This window comes from Pseudobutyrivibrio ruminis HUN009, from assembly GCF_000703005.1.
Taxonomy (GTDB): domain Bacteria; phylum Bacillota; class Clostridia; order Lachnospirales; family Lachnospiraceae; genus Pseudobutyrivibrio; species Pseudobutyrivibrio ruminis_A.
The window spans coordinates 205,917-219,729 of the sequence record NZ_JNLH01000001.1 but is presented as its reverse complement, the minus strand read 5'-3'; the positions used below and the strand labels follow the sequence as shown (position 1 = coordinate 219,729).

The 13,813-nt window shown below is 39.0% G+C and carries 14 protein-coding genes; 8 read left to right on the top strand and 6 right to left on the bottom strand.

The genetic code is table 11. The features are described from left to right. Positions 1-1,070: 1,070 nt before the first annotated feature. The gene (locus BO15_RS12955; RefSeq protein ID WP_052169696.1) at positions 1,071-1,649 is read right to left on the bottom strand and encodes a GDSL-type esterase/lipase family protein; all 579 of its coding nucleotides are present in this window, start codon (positions 1,647-1,649) and stop codon (positions 1,071-1,073) included. Then, a complete protein-coding gene (locus BO15_RS0101015; RefSeq protein WP_033151664.1) occupies positions 1,646-2,128 on the bottom strand; it encodes a GNAT family N-acetyltransferase in 483 nt (160 codons plus the stop codon). Before BO15_RS0101015 ends, BO15_RS12955 begins: the two co-directional genes overlap by 4 nt. Before the next feature lie 189 nt (positions 2,129-2,317). On the opposite strand from BO15_RS0101015, the gene BO15_RS0101010 reads away from it, so the two are divergent. Continuing rightward, positions 2,318-2,653, top strand: coding sequence for a hypothetical protein (locus tag BO15_RS0101010; RefSeq protein ID WP_033151663.1), 336 nt, complete (start codon positions 2,318-2,320; stop codon positions 2,651-2,653). Positions 2,654-2,697: 44 nt separating this feature from the next. Here the strand turns inward: BO15_RS0101010 and BO15_RS0101005 are convergent, their stop codons facing one another. After that, positions 2,698-4,761, bottom strand: coding sequence for a methyl-accepting chemotaxis protein (locus BO15_RS0101005; RefSeq protein ID WP_033151662.1), 2,064 nt, complete (start codon positions 4,759-4,761; stop codon positions 2,698-2,700). A 187-nt stretch (positions 4,762-4,948) separates the two neighbouring features. On the opposite strand from BO15_RS0101005, the gene BO15_RS0101000 reads away from it, so the two are divergent. Further along, complete coding sequence (locus tag BO15_RS0101000; RefSeq protein WP_033151660.1) at positions 4,949-7,354, top strand: glycoside hydrolase family 3 protein; 2,406 nt, start codon at positions 4,949-4,951, stop codon at positions 7,352-7,354. A 48-nt stretch (positions 7,355-7,402) separates the two neighbouring features. Here BO15_RS0101000 and BO15_RS0100995 read toward each other — a convergent pair whose 3' ends face one another. Together BO15_RS0100995 and BO15_RS0100990 are read right to left on the bottom strand one after the other, a co-directional pair. Continuing rightward, positions 7,403-7,930 carry a hypothetical protein gene (locus BO15_RS0100995; RefSeq protein WP_052169695.1) on the bottom strand — a complete coding sequence of 176 codons (528 nt, stop codon included), beginning with the start codon at positions 7,928-7,930 and terminating at the stop codon, positions 7,403-7,405. A 35-nt stretch (positions 7,931-7,965) separates the two neighbouring features. Next, positions 7,966-9,201, bottom strand: a complete 1,236-nt coding sequence (locus tag BO15_RS0100990; protein ID WP_033151659.1) for an immunoglobulin-like domain-containing protein — start codon at positions 9,199-9,201, stop codon at positions 7,966-7,968. 234 nt (positions 9,202-9,435) lie between these two features. On the opposite strand from BO15_RS0100990, the gene BO15_RS0100985 reads away from it, so the two are divergent. The 3 genes from BO15_RS0100985 (at position 9,436) to BO15_RS0100975 (ending at position 12,086) form a co-directional block, all read left to right on the top strand. Continuing rightward, complete coding sequence (locus BO15_RS0100985) at positions 9,436-10,314, top strand: MetQ/NlpA family ABC transporter substrate-binding protein (protein ID WP_033151658.1); 879 nt, start codon at positions 9,436-9,438, stop codon at positions 10,312-10,314. A gap of 100 nt (positions 10,315-10,414) precedes the next feature. Continuing rightward, a complete protein-coding gene (locus tag BO15_RS0100980) occupies positions 10,415-11,434 on the top strand; it encodes a methionine ABC transporter ATP-binding protein (RefSeq protein WP_033151657.1) in 1,020 nt (339 codons plus the stop codon). Beyond that, complete coding sequence (locus BO15_RS0100975) at positions 11,427-12,086, top strand: methionine ABC transporter permease (protein WP_033151656.1); 660 nt, start codon at positions 11,427-11,429, stop codon at positions 12,084-12,086. Before BO15_RS0100980 ends, BO15_RS0100975 begins: the two co-directional genes overlap by 8 nt. Before the next feature lie 61 nt (positions 12,087-12,147). Here BO15_RS0100975 and BO15_RS0100970 read toward each other — a convergent pair whose 3' ends face one another. After that, entirely contained in the window at positions 12,148-12,480 is a 333-nt protein-coding gene (locus tag BO15_RS0100970; protein WP_033151655.1) for a winged helix-turn-helix transcriptional regulator, read from the bottom strand. A gap of 114 nt (positions 12,481-12,594) precedes the next feature. On the opposite strand from BO15_RS0100970, the gene BO15_RS0100965 reads away from it, so the two are divergent. From BO15_RS0100965 to BO15_RS0100955, 3 genes are read left to right on the top strand one after another with little or no spacing between them, the layout of a single operon-like run. After that, entirely contained in the window at positions 12,595-12,801 is a 207-nt protein-coding gene (locus BO15_RS0100965) for a 4Fe-4S binding protein (RefSeq protein WP_033151654.1), read from the top strand. Then, positions 12,794-13,381 carry a 4Fe-4S binding protein gene (locus BO15_RS0100960; RefSeq protein WP_033151653.1) on the top strand — a complete coding sequence of 196 codons (588 nt, stop codon included), beginning with the start codon at positions 12,794-12,796 and terminating at the stop codon, positions 13,379-13,381. The genes BO15_RS0100965 and BO15_RS0100960 overlap by 8 nt, the downstream gene beginning before the upstream one ends. After that, on the top strand, positions 13,381-13,770 hold the full coding sequence (locus BO15_RS0100955) for a C-GCAxxG-C-C family protein (protein WP_033151652.1): 390 nt from the start codon (positions 13,381-13,383) through the stop codon (positions 13,768-13,770). The genes BO15_RS0100960 and BO15_RS0100955 overlap by 1 nt, the downstream gene beginning before the upstream one ends. Positions 13,771-13,813: the final 43 nt, after the last annotated feature.

Below are 13,813 nucleotides of genomic sequence, written 5' to 3'. Positions count from 1 at the left end.
GCAGTAGAGATTGTGAGGACTACTACTGCCTGAGGGCAGAAAATGAAATTAGGCAGTAGAGATTGCAGGGACTACTACTGCCTGAGGAAAAAAAATGAAACTAGGTAGTAGCGATTGTTGAGACTACTACTGCTTGAGGGCAAAAAATGAAACTAGGCAGTAGAGATTGTTGAGACTACTACTGCCTGAGGACTGAAAATGAAATTAGGCAGTAGAGATTGTTGAGACTACTACTGCCTGAGCGGCGAAAATGAAATTAGGCAGTAGTGATTGTTGAGACTACTACTGCCTGAAAGCTAAAAATGCAACTAGGCAGTAGTGATTACTGTGACTACTACTGCCTGAGGGCAAAAAATGAAATTAGGCAGTAGAGATTGCTGTTACTACTACTGCCTGAGGGCTAAAAAAGAAACTAGGCAGTAGAGATTGTGAGGACTACTACTGCCTGAAAGTTGAAAATGAAATTAGGCAGTAGTGATTACTGTGACTACTACTGCCTGAGGGCAAAAAATGAAATTAGGCAGTAAAGATTGCAGGGCCTACTACTGCCTGAAAGCTAAAAATGAAACTAGGCAGTAGCGATTACTGTGACTACTACTGCCTGAGGGCTGAAAATGAAACTAGGCAGTAGTGATTATGAGTAATACTACTGCCTGAGGGCTAAAAATGAAAATAGGTAGTAGTGTTGGTTGGAAATTTTACTATCTGGGAGAAAGAAATAAATCTAGATAGTAATGATAGAGCAGATTTTTACTATCTGTAAATAGAATTTGATTACAGGTAGTAAGAAACAGGAGAAATCATACTATACGCCTTGTGGTTTATCATTTTATTAGGAAAATTCAGTGGTAGGGAATAATATAACGATTAAGATGTTAATGTTTGCCACGCTAATAGTCTTTGAGTCATGTTAAAGTGGCGAAATATCTGTGAAAAAGGGATGTTACAGTTGTGAAATTGTGGTCTATTCAAACCCATAAGAAATGCCACCAAGACCATAGAAAAGAACAATATATATTTACAAATAATTTGATTGTCTAGCAAATCATATTTTTATTTACAATCGAACATCACAATATTCTAGATAAAAATTCCAATAGAGATTCGGCAAACTTTTTATGTCCATCAATTGAAAAATGAACTCTGTCGTAACCCATCTCTATATTCCATTTTCCAGCATCGATAGCATTTATGTTATGCTCTTTTGCTAGTTTCATATAGCCTTCATTCATTTTTACGCTGCAGTCATGGTATAGTTCCATTTCAGAATCTGATGCGCTTATGTATGGTGGTGCAATCAGGATAAATCTAGCCAGGCAGTTTTGATTAACATAAGCAAGAATGCTATCAAGTCTTTGAAGTGTAGCGTCTACATCTGGATGATTTGTAAGTAGAATATCATTGGTACCAAGCATCATAACAAAGACATCTTCTTTAGTTAGATTTTGAATGGTTGTTGTGAAATAGCCGTAGCCTAACTCTGGCAACATTCGGCCATTCATGCCTTCCTCGATGACTTCATAGTTATCTTTTAGGGCTGCTTTTATATGAGTAGTCCAGCGAACTTCTGTAGGATATCTACCACCCAAGAAGCCTCTAGGATCATAGCCATATGTATTTGAATCTCCAAACAGAATTAGTTTTTTCATAGAGTTAACCTCATTTGGTACCAGGTAACATTACCGTGAATCGATTCACTTATGCCTTCATTCACAAATCCAAACATAGAATAGTAATGTATGAGTTTATCTTTACAAGTAAGGACGAGGCCTTTACGACCTTGGAATTTAGCATCCGAAATGGCTTGTTTAATAAGTTCTCCCGCAAAGCCTTGTTTTCTATATTCTGGAAGAGTATTTACGCCAAAGATCATTTGCCATGCACCTTCTTCGCTATGCATATTTGCTTTAGCATACATTTCATCGGTAAGGTCAGGCTCATCAGTGCAAAAGCCATCTACGAAAGCTATAAGCTTGTCATCATCAAACATAAGCCAGAAGTGATTGGCATAATGCTCGAGTCTTTCTTTAAATTCATCTATAGTAGCTGCTTCTGCAGGTGGGAAGCATTCGGCTTCAACTGCAGAAATATCTGCTAAATTATCTATAGTTGCAGTTCTAATTATCATTTCATAACTCCATAAGAATTGTATTGGATAGATTGAGAATAGCCATTATTTTCAAAGTTTTCAAGACTATTATCTATAGTTTTTCTACTTGGTTACATATAACACATACTGAAAAAATTGCATGTAGAGTCATTTAAAAAGTCGTGCTAATATATCAAAGCTAATTTTTAGAAATAGAGGTAAAAGTTTTTGATTATAGAGTACGATTTAGATGTAATAAGAAATGAAGAAGAGGAAAACGAGGAGTATTTCTTTGAGGCAGAAGCTTCCAGTTTAGATGAATTAATATCCTTCAGCAGAACTATCAATATTAATGATCCTGATGAGGCGGGGATTGGGGTTTACAAAGATAATGCTTCAGGAAGATATATTGTTCCATTTGTTGCAGATGGACCGGGCTCTCCGTTAAACTTCGGAGAATTTCTCGATGTAAAGTCAGTTGATGAGAAGTATTGGAACATACATGAGGGAAGAAGTTATATAACAAATTTAGGAATGCTTGCGATGATGTCGGTGATAGCATAAATAAAAAAGCTAGGAGCGGTTGCTCCTAGCTTTATCTATACATATTACAGCTCTTCAGCATCAATCTGTTCAAGGACCTTCTGGCTTGCATCAATGGTGAAATGCTGTAAATTGTTATTAATTGTGTCAACAGCATTTGATACTGATGTGGCAGCCATAGCAACCTTTTCACTGGAAGTAGCAACATCTTTGGAAGCTTCTGTGACTTTTTCTACATTTGATGCAATCTCCTGAGTTGATGCTGATTGCTCTTCTGAAACAGAAGCCATATTTGTGGCAACATCGTTAACCTGGCGCATCTGCTCAGCCATATCATTAAGTGTTGTAGATGCTGAGCCAAGCTCTGTAGTGATTTCCAAGAAAGTATCAGCAGCAGAATTGATAGATTCTGCACTGTTGTTGATGAGTTCAGTGTTGGCTTCTGATTTGTTAGAAAGATCTCGAACTCTATCTGACATTTCATGGATGATATCTGCAATTTGATTTGTGGCATCTGCAGAGTTGTTTGCCAATGCACCAATTTCAGTAGCAACAACAGCAAAACCTTTGCCGGCTTCACCAGCTCTAGCAGCTTCAATACTTGCATTTAATGAAAGCAAGTTTGTCTGAGATGAAATGGAATTAATCAAATCAACAATCTGTGTAATCTTTTGAGCAGCGTCATCTACGCTTGCTACAGCGTCAGCCATATCGCTCATAGATGAAACGATGTGGTCCATACCTTCGGCAACGGACTTCATATCCTGCTGTCCAATATCGGCCTTTTCTACAAGGTCACGCATTGTAGTTTCAATCTGTTCTTCTTCAGCTGTAACATCTGCAATTGTTTGAGCAAGTGTTGTTGCATTTTCAGCTACTTCAGTTACAGCATCAGCCATGTTATCGATATTTTCTCTTATTTGATTCATAGATGCTGACTGATTGTTGGCAGCTGTTTCAAGGTTTTCAGCAGTATCTTTGGATGTTTGAGCATCTGAAAGAAGGTTGTGAGAAACAGTCTTAATCTCGTTTAGACTGTCGCGCATTCCGTTAATAAAATCGCCCATAGCGGTATTCATAAACGCGATTTCATCATTACCTGTTGATGAAATATCAATTGTAAAGTCACCATTTGCAATCTTCTCAATATTTTCTGTAAGGGCGGTAACTGGCTTTTTAATCATGTTAGAGAGAACTCTGATCATGACAAATACTACAATAAATACTGCGGCAATAGTAAATACAGCAAGTATAATCATAATCTTATATAAAGTAGCCATTACTTCTGATATTTTTGCGTATGCGATGACCTGCCAGTCGGTTCCATCGACTGTATAAGAAACCATATAGTATCTAGAGCCGCCAGCACGAACCTTTTTTACAACACCATCCTCTTCTTGAAGAAATGCTTCTGTTCCAGTTAAGAAGGAGTTGTCAGGGTTATCTGCTATAGAAGTTCCACATACACTTGTATCTGAATATGTAAGAATCAGCCCCTCGTTGGTAATCATCATGACGCCGCCGGACTGGTATAGTTTAACGCCGTTTAATGTTTCCTGGATGCTTCCCATAAATAAATCGCAGGCAAAGCAGCCTTCACGACCATCTTTCATCTTTACGTGTCTGATAACTGTGGCACAAAGCTCTCCAGTAACTGTATCAAAATAAGGCTTATCGTAATAATAGAACCATGAATTGTCATAGCCCATTGCTTCGATATACCAAGGTTTTTCGGTGATTCCATCCATTTTAAAGGAAGGGTCAGAAGGATAGAAGAATGAACCGTCATTCAATGCCAGATATGCACCTGTAGGAATCATATCGTAGCGACCAACGGTTTGAATTAGGTAATTCATGATTTCTGAATCATCTGCAAAAGATAATTGTTCAACAGAATCTGCAATACCATTGAGATAGTAGAATGTAGAATTTAGCTCTCTATTAACTAAACCAGCATCAGCTGAAACTTCATTTTTTAGCGAAGAATTGATCAAGTCGATTATCATGTTGTAACCGAAACCAGTAGCGATACCTTCAGCTAAAAGCGTACTTACTACAAGCATAAGAGCAAACACAAGTGTTAAACGTTTGCTGATAGCTTTTGGAGCTTGTTTTTTTGTTGCGGACATATTTCATCCTCCATTTCATGAACATAAATGAGCGTTTATAGGGTGAGTATACAATCATGAAATGAAAATACTGTGAAATAATTGTTCTATTTATATGTAACAATCAATTAAAATAAAACACTTTAAAAACTTAATACTTAAGTCTAATATGAGAAGGTAAATATAGTTATTATTGGGAGGTTATATTATGCAAAAATGGTCCAGATTACTATATCAGCCTTCTCTTCCTTTATATGGAGATAGAAGAGTTACAGGCTGCGATGAGCATATTGCATTGTCAAGAAAAGCTGCGGAAGAGGGAATGGTTCTTTTGGAAAATGATGGAATTCTTCCTTTGAAAAAGGAGCAGCCATTGGCATTGTTTGGAAAGGCCAGTGTTGATTACGTAAAAGGTGGCGGTGGCTCAGGTGATGTATATTGTAAATACGTACATAGTCTTTATGATGGCTTGAAGGCTAATGGCGTATCAGTGTATGAACCACTTATTAATTTCTACAGAGATGATTTAAAAAAGCAGTATGAAAATGGCCGCGTGCCAGGAATGACTGCAGAACCAAAGGTCTCAGCAGATTTAGTGAAGGGGGCTACCGCATTTACGGATACAGCTGTGATTTTGATAAATCGTTTTTCAGGCGAAGGCTGGGACAGAAGTGATGTAGAATGCAACAATGAGTACAATCCTTGGGAGACTGAAACAAGCATGCCAAAGATTGCAGGAGAGATTTTCCCAGATGGTGATTTCTACCTCACTAAGGAGGAAAAAGAGCTTGTTGCTACAGTTAAAAAGAACTTTAAAAAGGTAATTGCAGTACTGAATATTGGTGGAGTAATAGACCTTCGTTGGCTTAAAGAAGATGGAATAAATGCAGCACTTTACATGGGCCAGGGTGGTATGGAAGGCGGCGATGCAGCAGCCAAAGTTCTTCTTGGTATGGTAAATCCATCTGGTCGTCTTGTAGATACATTTGCTGGCGAGCTTGAGGATTATCCTTCTACAGCAGGCTTTCATGAGTCCTTTGACTATGTAAATTACAACGAAGATATATATGTAGGATACAGATATTTTCTTACCATTCCAGAAGCAGATAAAAAGATTATTTATCCTTTTGGATATGGATTGAGCTACACTAGCTTTGAAAGCAATATAGTTTCAATGTCTCTTTGTGATGACACATTCTACTTTACAGTAAAGGTTACAAACACAGGAGACAAGCCTGGCAAAAATGTAGTTCAGCTATACTACAGTGCACCACAGGGCAAGCTTTTCAAGCCGGCTAGAGAACTTGGGGATTTCGCAAAGACAAAGTGCCTGGCACCAGGTGAAAGTCAAATTATTTCGCTATCTGTTAGCAAATATCAAATGTCTTCATTTGATGATTTAGGCAAGGTTAAGGATGCAAGCTACGTACTTGAAAAGGGAGAGTACAGATTCTGTCTTGGCAATAATTCAATGGATGTGGCTAAGGTAGATTTGGTTTGGAACAATGAGGGAGACGAAGTTATTCAGGAGCTTTCTCACAAGCTCGCTCCAGTTGAGTTAAAGAAAAGAATGCTTTCAGATGGTACATACGAAGAACTTCCACAGGGACAGCATAAGGATATCAACGAAAGCGTTATTACAAAGATGGAGCCTGGTACAGAGGAAGGTCTTACACCAGTGGTTCGAAGCAGAGAAAGCTACTGCCTGATTAATCCATTTAAAAAGGGAGCACATACTCTTTCAGAAGTTGCCGAAGGCAAGATTACATTAGATGAATTTGTCGACCAGCTCTCGCTAGAAGATTTAATGAATCTGGTAGGCGGACAGCCTAACACAGGTGTGGCAAACACATTTGGATTTGGCAATCTTCCAGAATATGGCGTGCCAAGTGCCATGACTGCAGATGGTCCAGCAGGTGTTAGAATTGCACCAGAGACAGGAATCCTCACTACAGCATTTCCATGTTCAACACTTTTGGCATGCACTTGGAATGAGCATCTTCTTGCAAAGGTAGGAAAAGCAGGCGGTGAGGAGTTAAAAGAAAATAACTTGGCTGTTTGGCTTACTCCTGCAATCAACATTCATCGTAGTCCACTTTGTGGAAGAAACTTTGAGTATTATTCGGAAGACCCAATTGTTGCAGGACGTCTCGCAGCAGCTTTGGTAAATGGTATTCAAAGCAACAATGTTGGTGCATCGGTTAAGCATTTTGCATGTAACAACAAAGAAACAAATAGAAAACACAGTGATTCACGAGTTTCAGAAAGAGCTCTTAGAGAGATTTATCTCAAGGCCTTTGAAATTGTTGTAAAGACCGCAAAGCCATACACAATCATGAGTGCATACAATGCAATCAACGGTGAGCGTGCTTCTGAAAGTCACGATTTGCTTACAGGAATCCTTCGTGATGAGTGGGGATTTGAAGGCATGGTTACATCTGACTGGTGGACAAGAGGCGAGCATTACAAAGAGTCAAATGCAGGCAACGACCTTAAAATGGGAAATGGTTACACTGATAGACTTATGGCCGCTGATGAAAAGGGCGCTCTCGACCATGAGCAGTTAAAGCTTAATGCAAAGCGAATATTAAATACAATTTTGAAGTTCGACTAATTTCGGCCAAGAAAAAAGGACACCTAGTTAAAAAGGTGTCCTTTTGCTTTAATTCTTTAGGCTATCGTATTCGATGGATACGAGGCTGTCACCGTCGAATACAAAGACGAGAGTCATTGTGTCGGTTGTGTATTTCATGGAGCCGGTAGCTTCTTCGGTTGGATTGCCGTAGGCTGCGATGATGTCGTCGCGAGAGCTTGAAAGGTCGATGCCTTCGGCTGTGGCTACATTGTCTGTACGAAGGAGTACGTAGAGGATTAAGTCTGTGTCTCCGTCAGGGTATGTCTGGATTTCAAAGTCGTTGTATTTATAGTTCTTGCCAATACCGTCTGAGGCACAGCTAGGAGATTCGAAGTAAGTGTAGTCATCGCCAAGTGCTTCAACGATAGGTGCTGCATCAGCATCTACTGGAATTGTTGTGCCATTGTATGAAAATACGTAGCCGCTGTTTGATGATTCTGTAGTGGATGTAGTGTTGCTTGATTCGATGACTTTTGTGTCGCTAGAGCCTCCACATGCAACAAGTGAAAGTGCAGTAGTTGCGATTAACGCAAATGCGATAATTTTGTTTTTCATTTTGGTAGTTCTCCTTTATGTAAATTCATTGTTTGTTATTGTATGGTTGGATACTTGCTAGGGTCATAATTGTGCGTGTTGTTGTGGGCGTTTGAGTATTCCCATAGGTCGGCGTCATGCCAATAGAATATTCTTGTGCCATCCAGTTGTAAGTTTGGATCGAAGTGATACCAGCCTTCGCCAATGTCAATTAATAGCCAGTAGTGTCCACGGAAATCACGTATTTTTTCGATTTCCATGTTTTTAATGCCAAGTCTGTTGAGCATGACTTCAGCGGTTTTCTGTTTGACTGTGCAATCGCCGATACGGTTGTGAAGACCTTTATAGGCAGCAGAATAGAGGTCATCTATTCCGGCTGACTCGGAATATTGAATATTGTCAACTACCCAATCAAAAACAGCTTTTGCTTGATCGTATTGTGACATGTCATCTGTAATGATTTCGGCAAGAACTTCGTCAGCCATGGCATTAACATTTTCTTCTGTAGCCTCGGCAATCTTTGCTGAAACGATTTTTACAGTTGTGGTTTCAGTGGTTGTGTTGCCTGCAGAATCGGTGGCGATATATGTCAAATTGTATGTGCCGCGTTTATCTACGTTAACTTCTGAACTGTCAACTTCAAGAGTTGGATTATCATCCAAATCATCGGTTACTTCTACATTCTTTTTATAAGAAACTGTATCGCCCTGGGTGATTTCAATTGGTTCTACGCCTGTAATGACAGGTGGGGTGGAATCCTTTCTAACAGTGCAAGGAATTGTCTCAGTGGTTTGATTGCCAGATGCATCTGTGACAACTATTGTGGCATTGAATGAGCCCTCTGTTGTAAAGTCGTATGTATCAGCAAAATCAATGGTGCAGTTGCTCGCATCGTTTACAGATTCAACTAAATCAGCGGCTGTTGGAATATCAGCTGTGGTGTACATATCGATAGAGTCTGCTGAAAGAGTAACAGTAGGCGCTGTGGTATCCTGCACATGCAAGGTGGAGGTAAAGGAGCGTTCCCTTCCTCTTGAATTCGTACATATGATAGTAAGCTCATAATCACCTGGTACATTTGGATCAAAAACAGAATCATCTGAAAACCTGGCGGAGGTGGTTGGATCCTTTAGAAATTCTGTTACATCGCAATCTGAGGTACCGGCTTCAACAAAAACTTCGGAATATACAAGATCAGATTGGTTTGAAACGTATATTCCAAGGATGATAGCGGTAGTAACAAATAGAATTGCAGGTGTTAGAATAAAAATAATAAATATTTTCTTTTTCATATCATTCTACCTATAAACATATATTTAGTTAAAAAAATTATAGTTCATTTTCCCCTAAAAACAAAGCATTGGAAGAAGAAAATGCTGGTTATAAATAAAATTGATAGCCAGCTATTAAATCTAGGTATAATGAACAGTATTGAAGTAGAGTTTGTGGTGTGTTAAAGTCTCATTCATAAACAAATACGAAACAAAACCCCAATATAAATAATGGGCTTGAAGGAGGAGACAAATATGAAAAACAACTTATTAAAGAAGATTACTAGCGTATCATTAGCAGGTGTTGTATTGGCTGGGGCACTTGTAGGTTGTGGAAGTTCAGATGCAGCAGACACATCATCAGAGGAGACAACAGAAAGCACAGAGGCTACAGAGGATTTAGAGCCAATCACAGTTGCAGCATCAGCTACACCACATGCAGAGATTCTTGAAGCTGCAAAGCCATTACTTGCAGAGCAGGGATATGATTTACAGGTTACAGTATTTGACGATTATGTACAGCCAAACGAGGTTGTAGAGTCAGGGGATTTTGATGCAAACTACTTCCAGCATGTACCTTATCTTGATAGCTTCAACGAGGAGCACGGAACACATCTTGTAGATGCTGGTGATATTCACTATGAGCCATTCGGAATTTACCCTGGCACAAAGTCATCACTTGATGATGTAGAAGATGGTGATGTTGTTGCAATTCCAAACGACACAACAAACGAAGCTAGAGCACTTTTACTTCTTCAGGACAATGGTCTTCTTACATTAAAGGATGGCGTTGGTCTTGAGGCAACAGTTAACGATATCACAGAGAACCCATACAACCTTGAATTCCAGGAGCTTGAGGCTGCTCAGGTAGCACGTGTAGTTGGTGAGGTTGCTTATGTAGTTCTTAATGGTAACTATGCACTTGAGGCAGGCTACTCAGTTGCTAAGGATTCAATCGCATATGAGGCTTCAGATTCAGTTGCAGCTGAGACATATGTAAACATCATCGCTGTATACGAAGGACATGAGAATGATGAAAAGATTCAGGCTCTTGTATCAGTGCTTAAGTCTGATGAAATCAAGAAATTCATCGAGGATACATATGATGGAGCAGTAGTATTCTACGAAAAATAAGTCATATACTTGACCAATATAAAGACAAAGGTTAATCTAAACAAGTGTAGTGTTACTACACTTGTTTTTACTTTTGATTACTAAAAATAAAGGAAAAAATATGAACGAAATTGTTGTAAAAAACCTATCGAAAACCTTCGATCAGTCAGAGACAAAGGTCGATGCGTTAAAAGACATTAATCTTACAATTGAAACAGGTGATATCTATGGAATCATCGGTATGTCAGGCGCAGGTAAAAGTACCCTTGTAAGATGCTTTAACTTTTTAGAGAGACCAACAAGCGGAGAGGTTTGGATTGGAGATAAAAATCTTGGTGCGCTTTCAGAGGCTGAGCTTAGAGCTGAGCGTAGCCAGATTGCTATGATTTTCCAAAGCTTCAATCTTCTTATGCAGAAAAATGTTTTGGATAACATCTGTTTCCCACTTCGTTTGCAGAAGGTTTCAAAAGCAGATGCCAGAAAAAGAGCAAAGGAATTACTTGAAGTAGTAGGCCTTGCCGACAAGGCAAAAGCATATCCAGCTCAGCTTTCAGGTGGTCAGCGTCAGCGTGTGGCTATCGCTAGAGCTCTTGCAAACAATCCTAGAATTCTTCTCTGTGATGAGGCAACATCAGCCCTCGATCCACAGACAACAGCTTCTATTTTAGAGTTGCTTAGAGATATCAATAAAAAGTATGGTATTACAATCGTTGTAATCACTCACCAGATGTCAGTTGTATCTGAAATCTGTAACAAGGTTGCAATCATTGAAAAGGGCCAGGTAGTAGAGAATGGATTAGTAGAGGATGTATTTAATCATCCAAAGTCTAGTGCGGCTAGAGAGCTTATCCTTCGTGGTGATAGCGAAAAGTCTGGTGGCACAGTAGAGACTCTCAATGGCGAAAGAAAGATTCGTATTGTATTTACAGAGAATTCTTCTTTCGAGCCTGTTATTGCAAACATGGTATTAAAATTCCAGACTGCAGTTAACATTCTTCGTGCAGACACAAAGAATGTTGGCGGTTTTGCAAAGGGCGAAATGATTCTTGGACTTCCAGAGGATGAACAGCTTCAGGAGGATATCATTATTTATCTTAAGGAAAGAGGCCTTGAAATTGAGGAGGTGACTGGAGATGTTTGATTCACAGGTTATTAATATGATTTTAGAGGGTATTCGTGATACTCTTTACATGACAATTGTTTCTACTTTAATTGCATATATTTTAGGATTACCACTTGGAATTCTTCTCAAGGTCACAAGCAAGGATGGCCTTAAGCCTAACGTAGTAGTTTATAGAATTTTGGATGTTATATGTAACGTAGTTCGTTCAATACCATTCCTTATTCTTCTTATTTTATTAATTCCATTTACAAGATTTGTTGTTGGAAAGAGCTACGGCTCAACAGCTACAATTGTTCCTCTTGTAGTTTGCGCTGCACCTTATATTGCACGTATGGTAGAGTCTTCTCTTAATGAAGTGGACCCAGGTGTTATTGAGGCTGCAAAGTCAATGGGCGCAAGCAATTGGGATATTGTGTTTAAGGTAATGCTTGTTGAAGCCCGCACATCTCTTATTGTAGGTGCTACTATCACAACTGGAAATATCCTTGGATATTCTGCAATGTCTGGTACAGTTGGTGGTGGCGGACTTGGTGATATCGCCGTTCGCTATGGCTACTACAGATGGCAGACAGATATTATGATTGTCACTGTTATTCTTTTGATTATCTTGTTCCAGATTATTCAAAATGTTGGAATGAAAGTTGCTAGTAATTTAGATAAGAGAAAGTAGTTAGGATATAAACAAATAAAATAAACAGAAGGAGCACTCCGAAAGATTGGAGTGCTCTTTTTTACAGATTTTCCTCTCCCCATTTTTTTAATTGAAGAAGAATAGGTATCATGGACTTGGCTTTGTCAGTGAGAGTGTACTCTACCCTTACTGGCATTTCATCGTACTGAGTGCGATGAACCAATCCATCATTTTCTAATTCTTTTAGAGATTGAGCCAGCATAGTGTTTGTAATCCCAAATACTGAGCGGCGTAAATCTCCATATCTTACAATTTCGTTATTGTCGATGACACATAAGATCATGATTTTCCATTTGCCACCTACAATATTAAGTACTTTCTTTAATCCGCAGCCTTCGCCGGCGATTTCATCACATAATGGTTCTTTTTTCATAGTCAGTTTTTCCTTACTAGGTTAATAAAAATTGCGTACTTGATAAGTTTTTCGTACCACCTATAATAGGCATATCGGTTAAAAAATACAAGTAAAAAGTAAAAGGAAGTTTAAATGGCAAAGAAAAAAGCAAGTGTAAATGTAGCAAGCTGCGTTGCATGCGGTGTTTGTAGGCTGCAGTGCCCGAGGCAAGCTATATCTATCTACAAAGGATGTTATGCCATTGTAGATGAAAATCTATGTGTGGGGTGCGGATTGTGCGCTAAAGCATGTCCTGCAAGTGTTATCGAAGTGAAAGAGAGGGATGTGATAAATGGCTAATAAGAAAAAGCATTGGTACAATTACCTTTGGATTTGGAGCATCATCTATTTCGCACTAGGATTTTTTAATATTTTATTTGCATGGCTAGGATTAATTGATTTTATCCTGCCGCTGATATTTGCAATAGTAGGTGGCAACAAATGGTTCTGCAACAATATGTGTGGAAGAGGGCAGCTGTTTTGGGTATTAGGTAGAAATGTAGGATGTTCCAGAAAGAAACCTGCGCCAAAGTGGCTTTCTTCAAAATGGTTTCGATATGGATTTTTGACATTTTTCATGACTATGTTTGGAACCATGGTATTCCAAACATATCAAGTTTTTGCAGGTGCTGGCACACTAAGAAAAGCTATAAAACTATTTTGGACATTCAAAGTGCCTTGGAAATGGGCCTATTCAGGAAGCGTATTCCCTGATTGGGTGGCTCAGTTTGGATATGGATTTTACAGTCTGATGCTTACATCTACTTTGATTGGACTTATAGTAATGGTACTATATAAAGAAAGAACCTGGTGTACATTTTGCCCTATGGGAACCATGACTCAGGGCGTATGTCAGATAAAAGAAAAAGGAGCAAAGTAATGACAATAGAGGAAAGAGCTGATATAGCTGCTAATTTAAAGGCAACAGGACAGTGCAATTGCACACAGTCTGTACTTAAGGTATTTGAAGATAAAATGGATATTTCTTCAGAGGAGCTTACAAAGCTTGCTGCTGGTTTTGCAGCAGGAATGGGCTGTATGGAGAGCACATGTGGTGCTCTTATTGGAGTTGTCATGGTAGCTGGTATGGCTACTGACGGAAAGGGCACACCTAGATACTCTAAGGAAATCGTAAGCAAGTTTAACGAAAAGTGTGGCGCTACAATCTGCAAGGATTTAAAGGGAATCACAACAGGACAGGTGCTCTGTGAATGCCCTGATTGTGTCAGAAACGCAGTGCTTTCTCTGGGAGAGACTGTGGAGATATAAAAAATAATATAAAACATGTGTTTGCCTCTAGCTTATAATGGTG

Bases quoted from the DNA above. Each gene is read 5' to 3' on its own strand.
- BO15_RS0101000 (WP_033151660.1), top strand. From the start codon at position 4,949: ATGCAAAAATGGTCCAGATTACTATATCAGCCTTCTCTTCCTTTATAT.
- BO15_RS0100970 (WP_033151655.1), bottom strand. From the start codon at position 12,480: ATGAAAAAAGAACCATTATGTGATGAAATCGCCGGCGAAGGCTGCGGA.
- BO15_RS12955 (WP_052169696.1), bottom strand. From the start codon at position 1,649: ATGAAAAAACTAATTCTGTTTGGAGATTCAAATACATATGGCTATGAT.
- BO15_RS0100985 (WP_033151658.1), top strand. From the start codon at position 9,436: ATGAAAAACAACTTATTAAAGAAGATTACTAGCGTATCATTAGCAGGT.
- BO15_RS0100980 (WP_033151657.1), top strand. From the start codon at position 10,415: ATGAACGAAATTGTTGTAAAAAACCTATCGAAAACCTTCGATCAGTCA.
- BO15_RS0100990 (WP_033151659.1), bottom strand. From the start codon at position 9,201: ATGAAAAAGAAAATATTTATTATTTTTATTCTAACACCTGCAATTCTA.
- BO15_RS0100960 (WP_033151653.1), top strand. From the start codon at position 12,794: ATGGCTAATAAGAAAAAGCATTGGTACAATTACCTTTGGATTTGGAGC.
- BO15_RS0101015 (WP_033151664.1), bottom strand. From the start codon at position 2,128: ATGATAATTAGAACTGCAACTATAGATAATTTAGCAGATATTTCTGCA.
- BO15_RS0101005 (WP_033151662.1), bottom strand. From the start codon at position 4,761: ATGTCCGCAACAAAAAAACAAGCTCCAAAAGCTATCAGCAAACGTTTA.
- BO15_RS0100955 (WP_033151652.1), top strand. From the start codon at position 13,381: ATGACAATAGAGGAAAGAGCTGATATAGCTGCTAATTTAAAGGCAACA.
- BO15_RS0100975 (WP_033151656.1), top strand. From the start codon at position 11,427: ATGTTTGATTCACAGGTTATTAATATGATTTTAGAGGGTATTCGTGAT.
- BO15_RS0100995 (WP_052169695.1), bottom strand. From the start codon at position 7,930: ATGAAAAACAAAATTATCGCATTTGCGTTAATCGCAACTACTGCACTT.
- BO15_RS0100965 (WP_033151654.1), top strand. From the start codon at position 12,595: ATGGCAAAGAAAAAAGCAAGTGTAAATGTAGCAAGCTGCGTTGCATGC.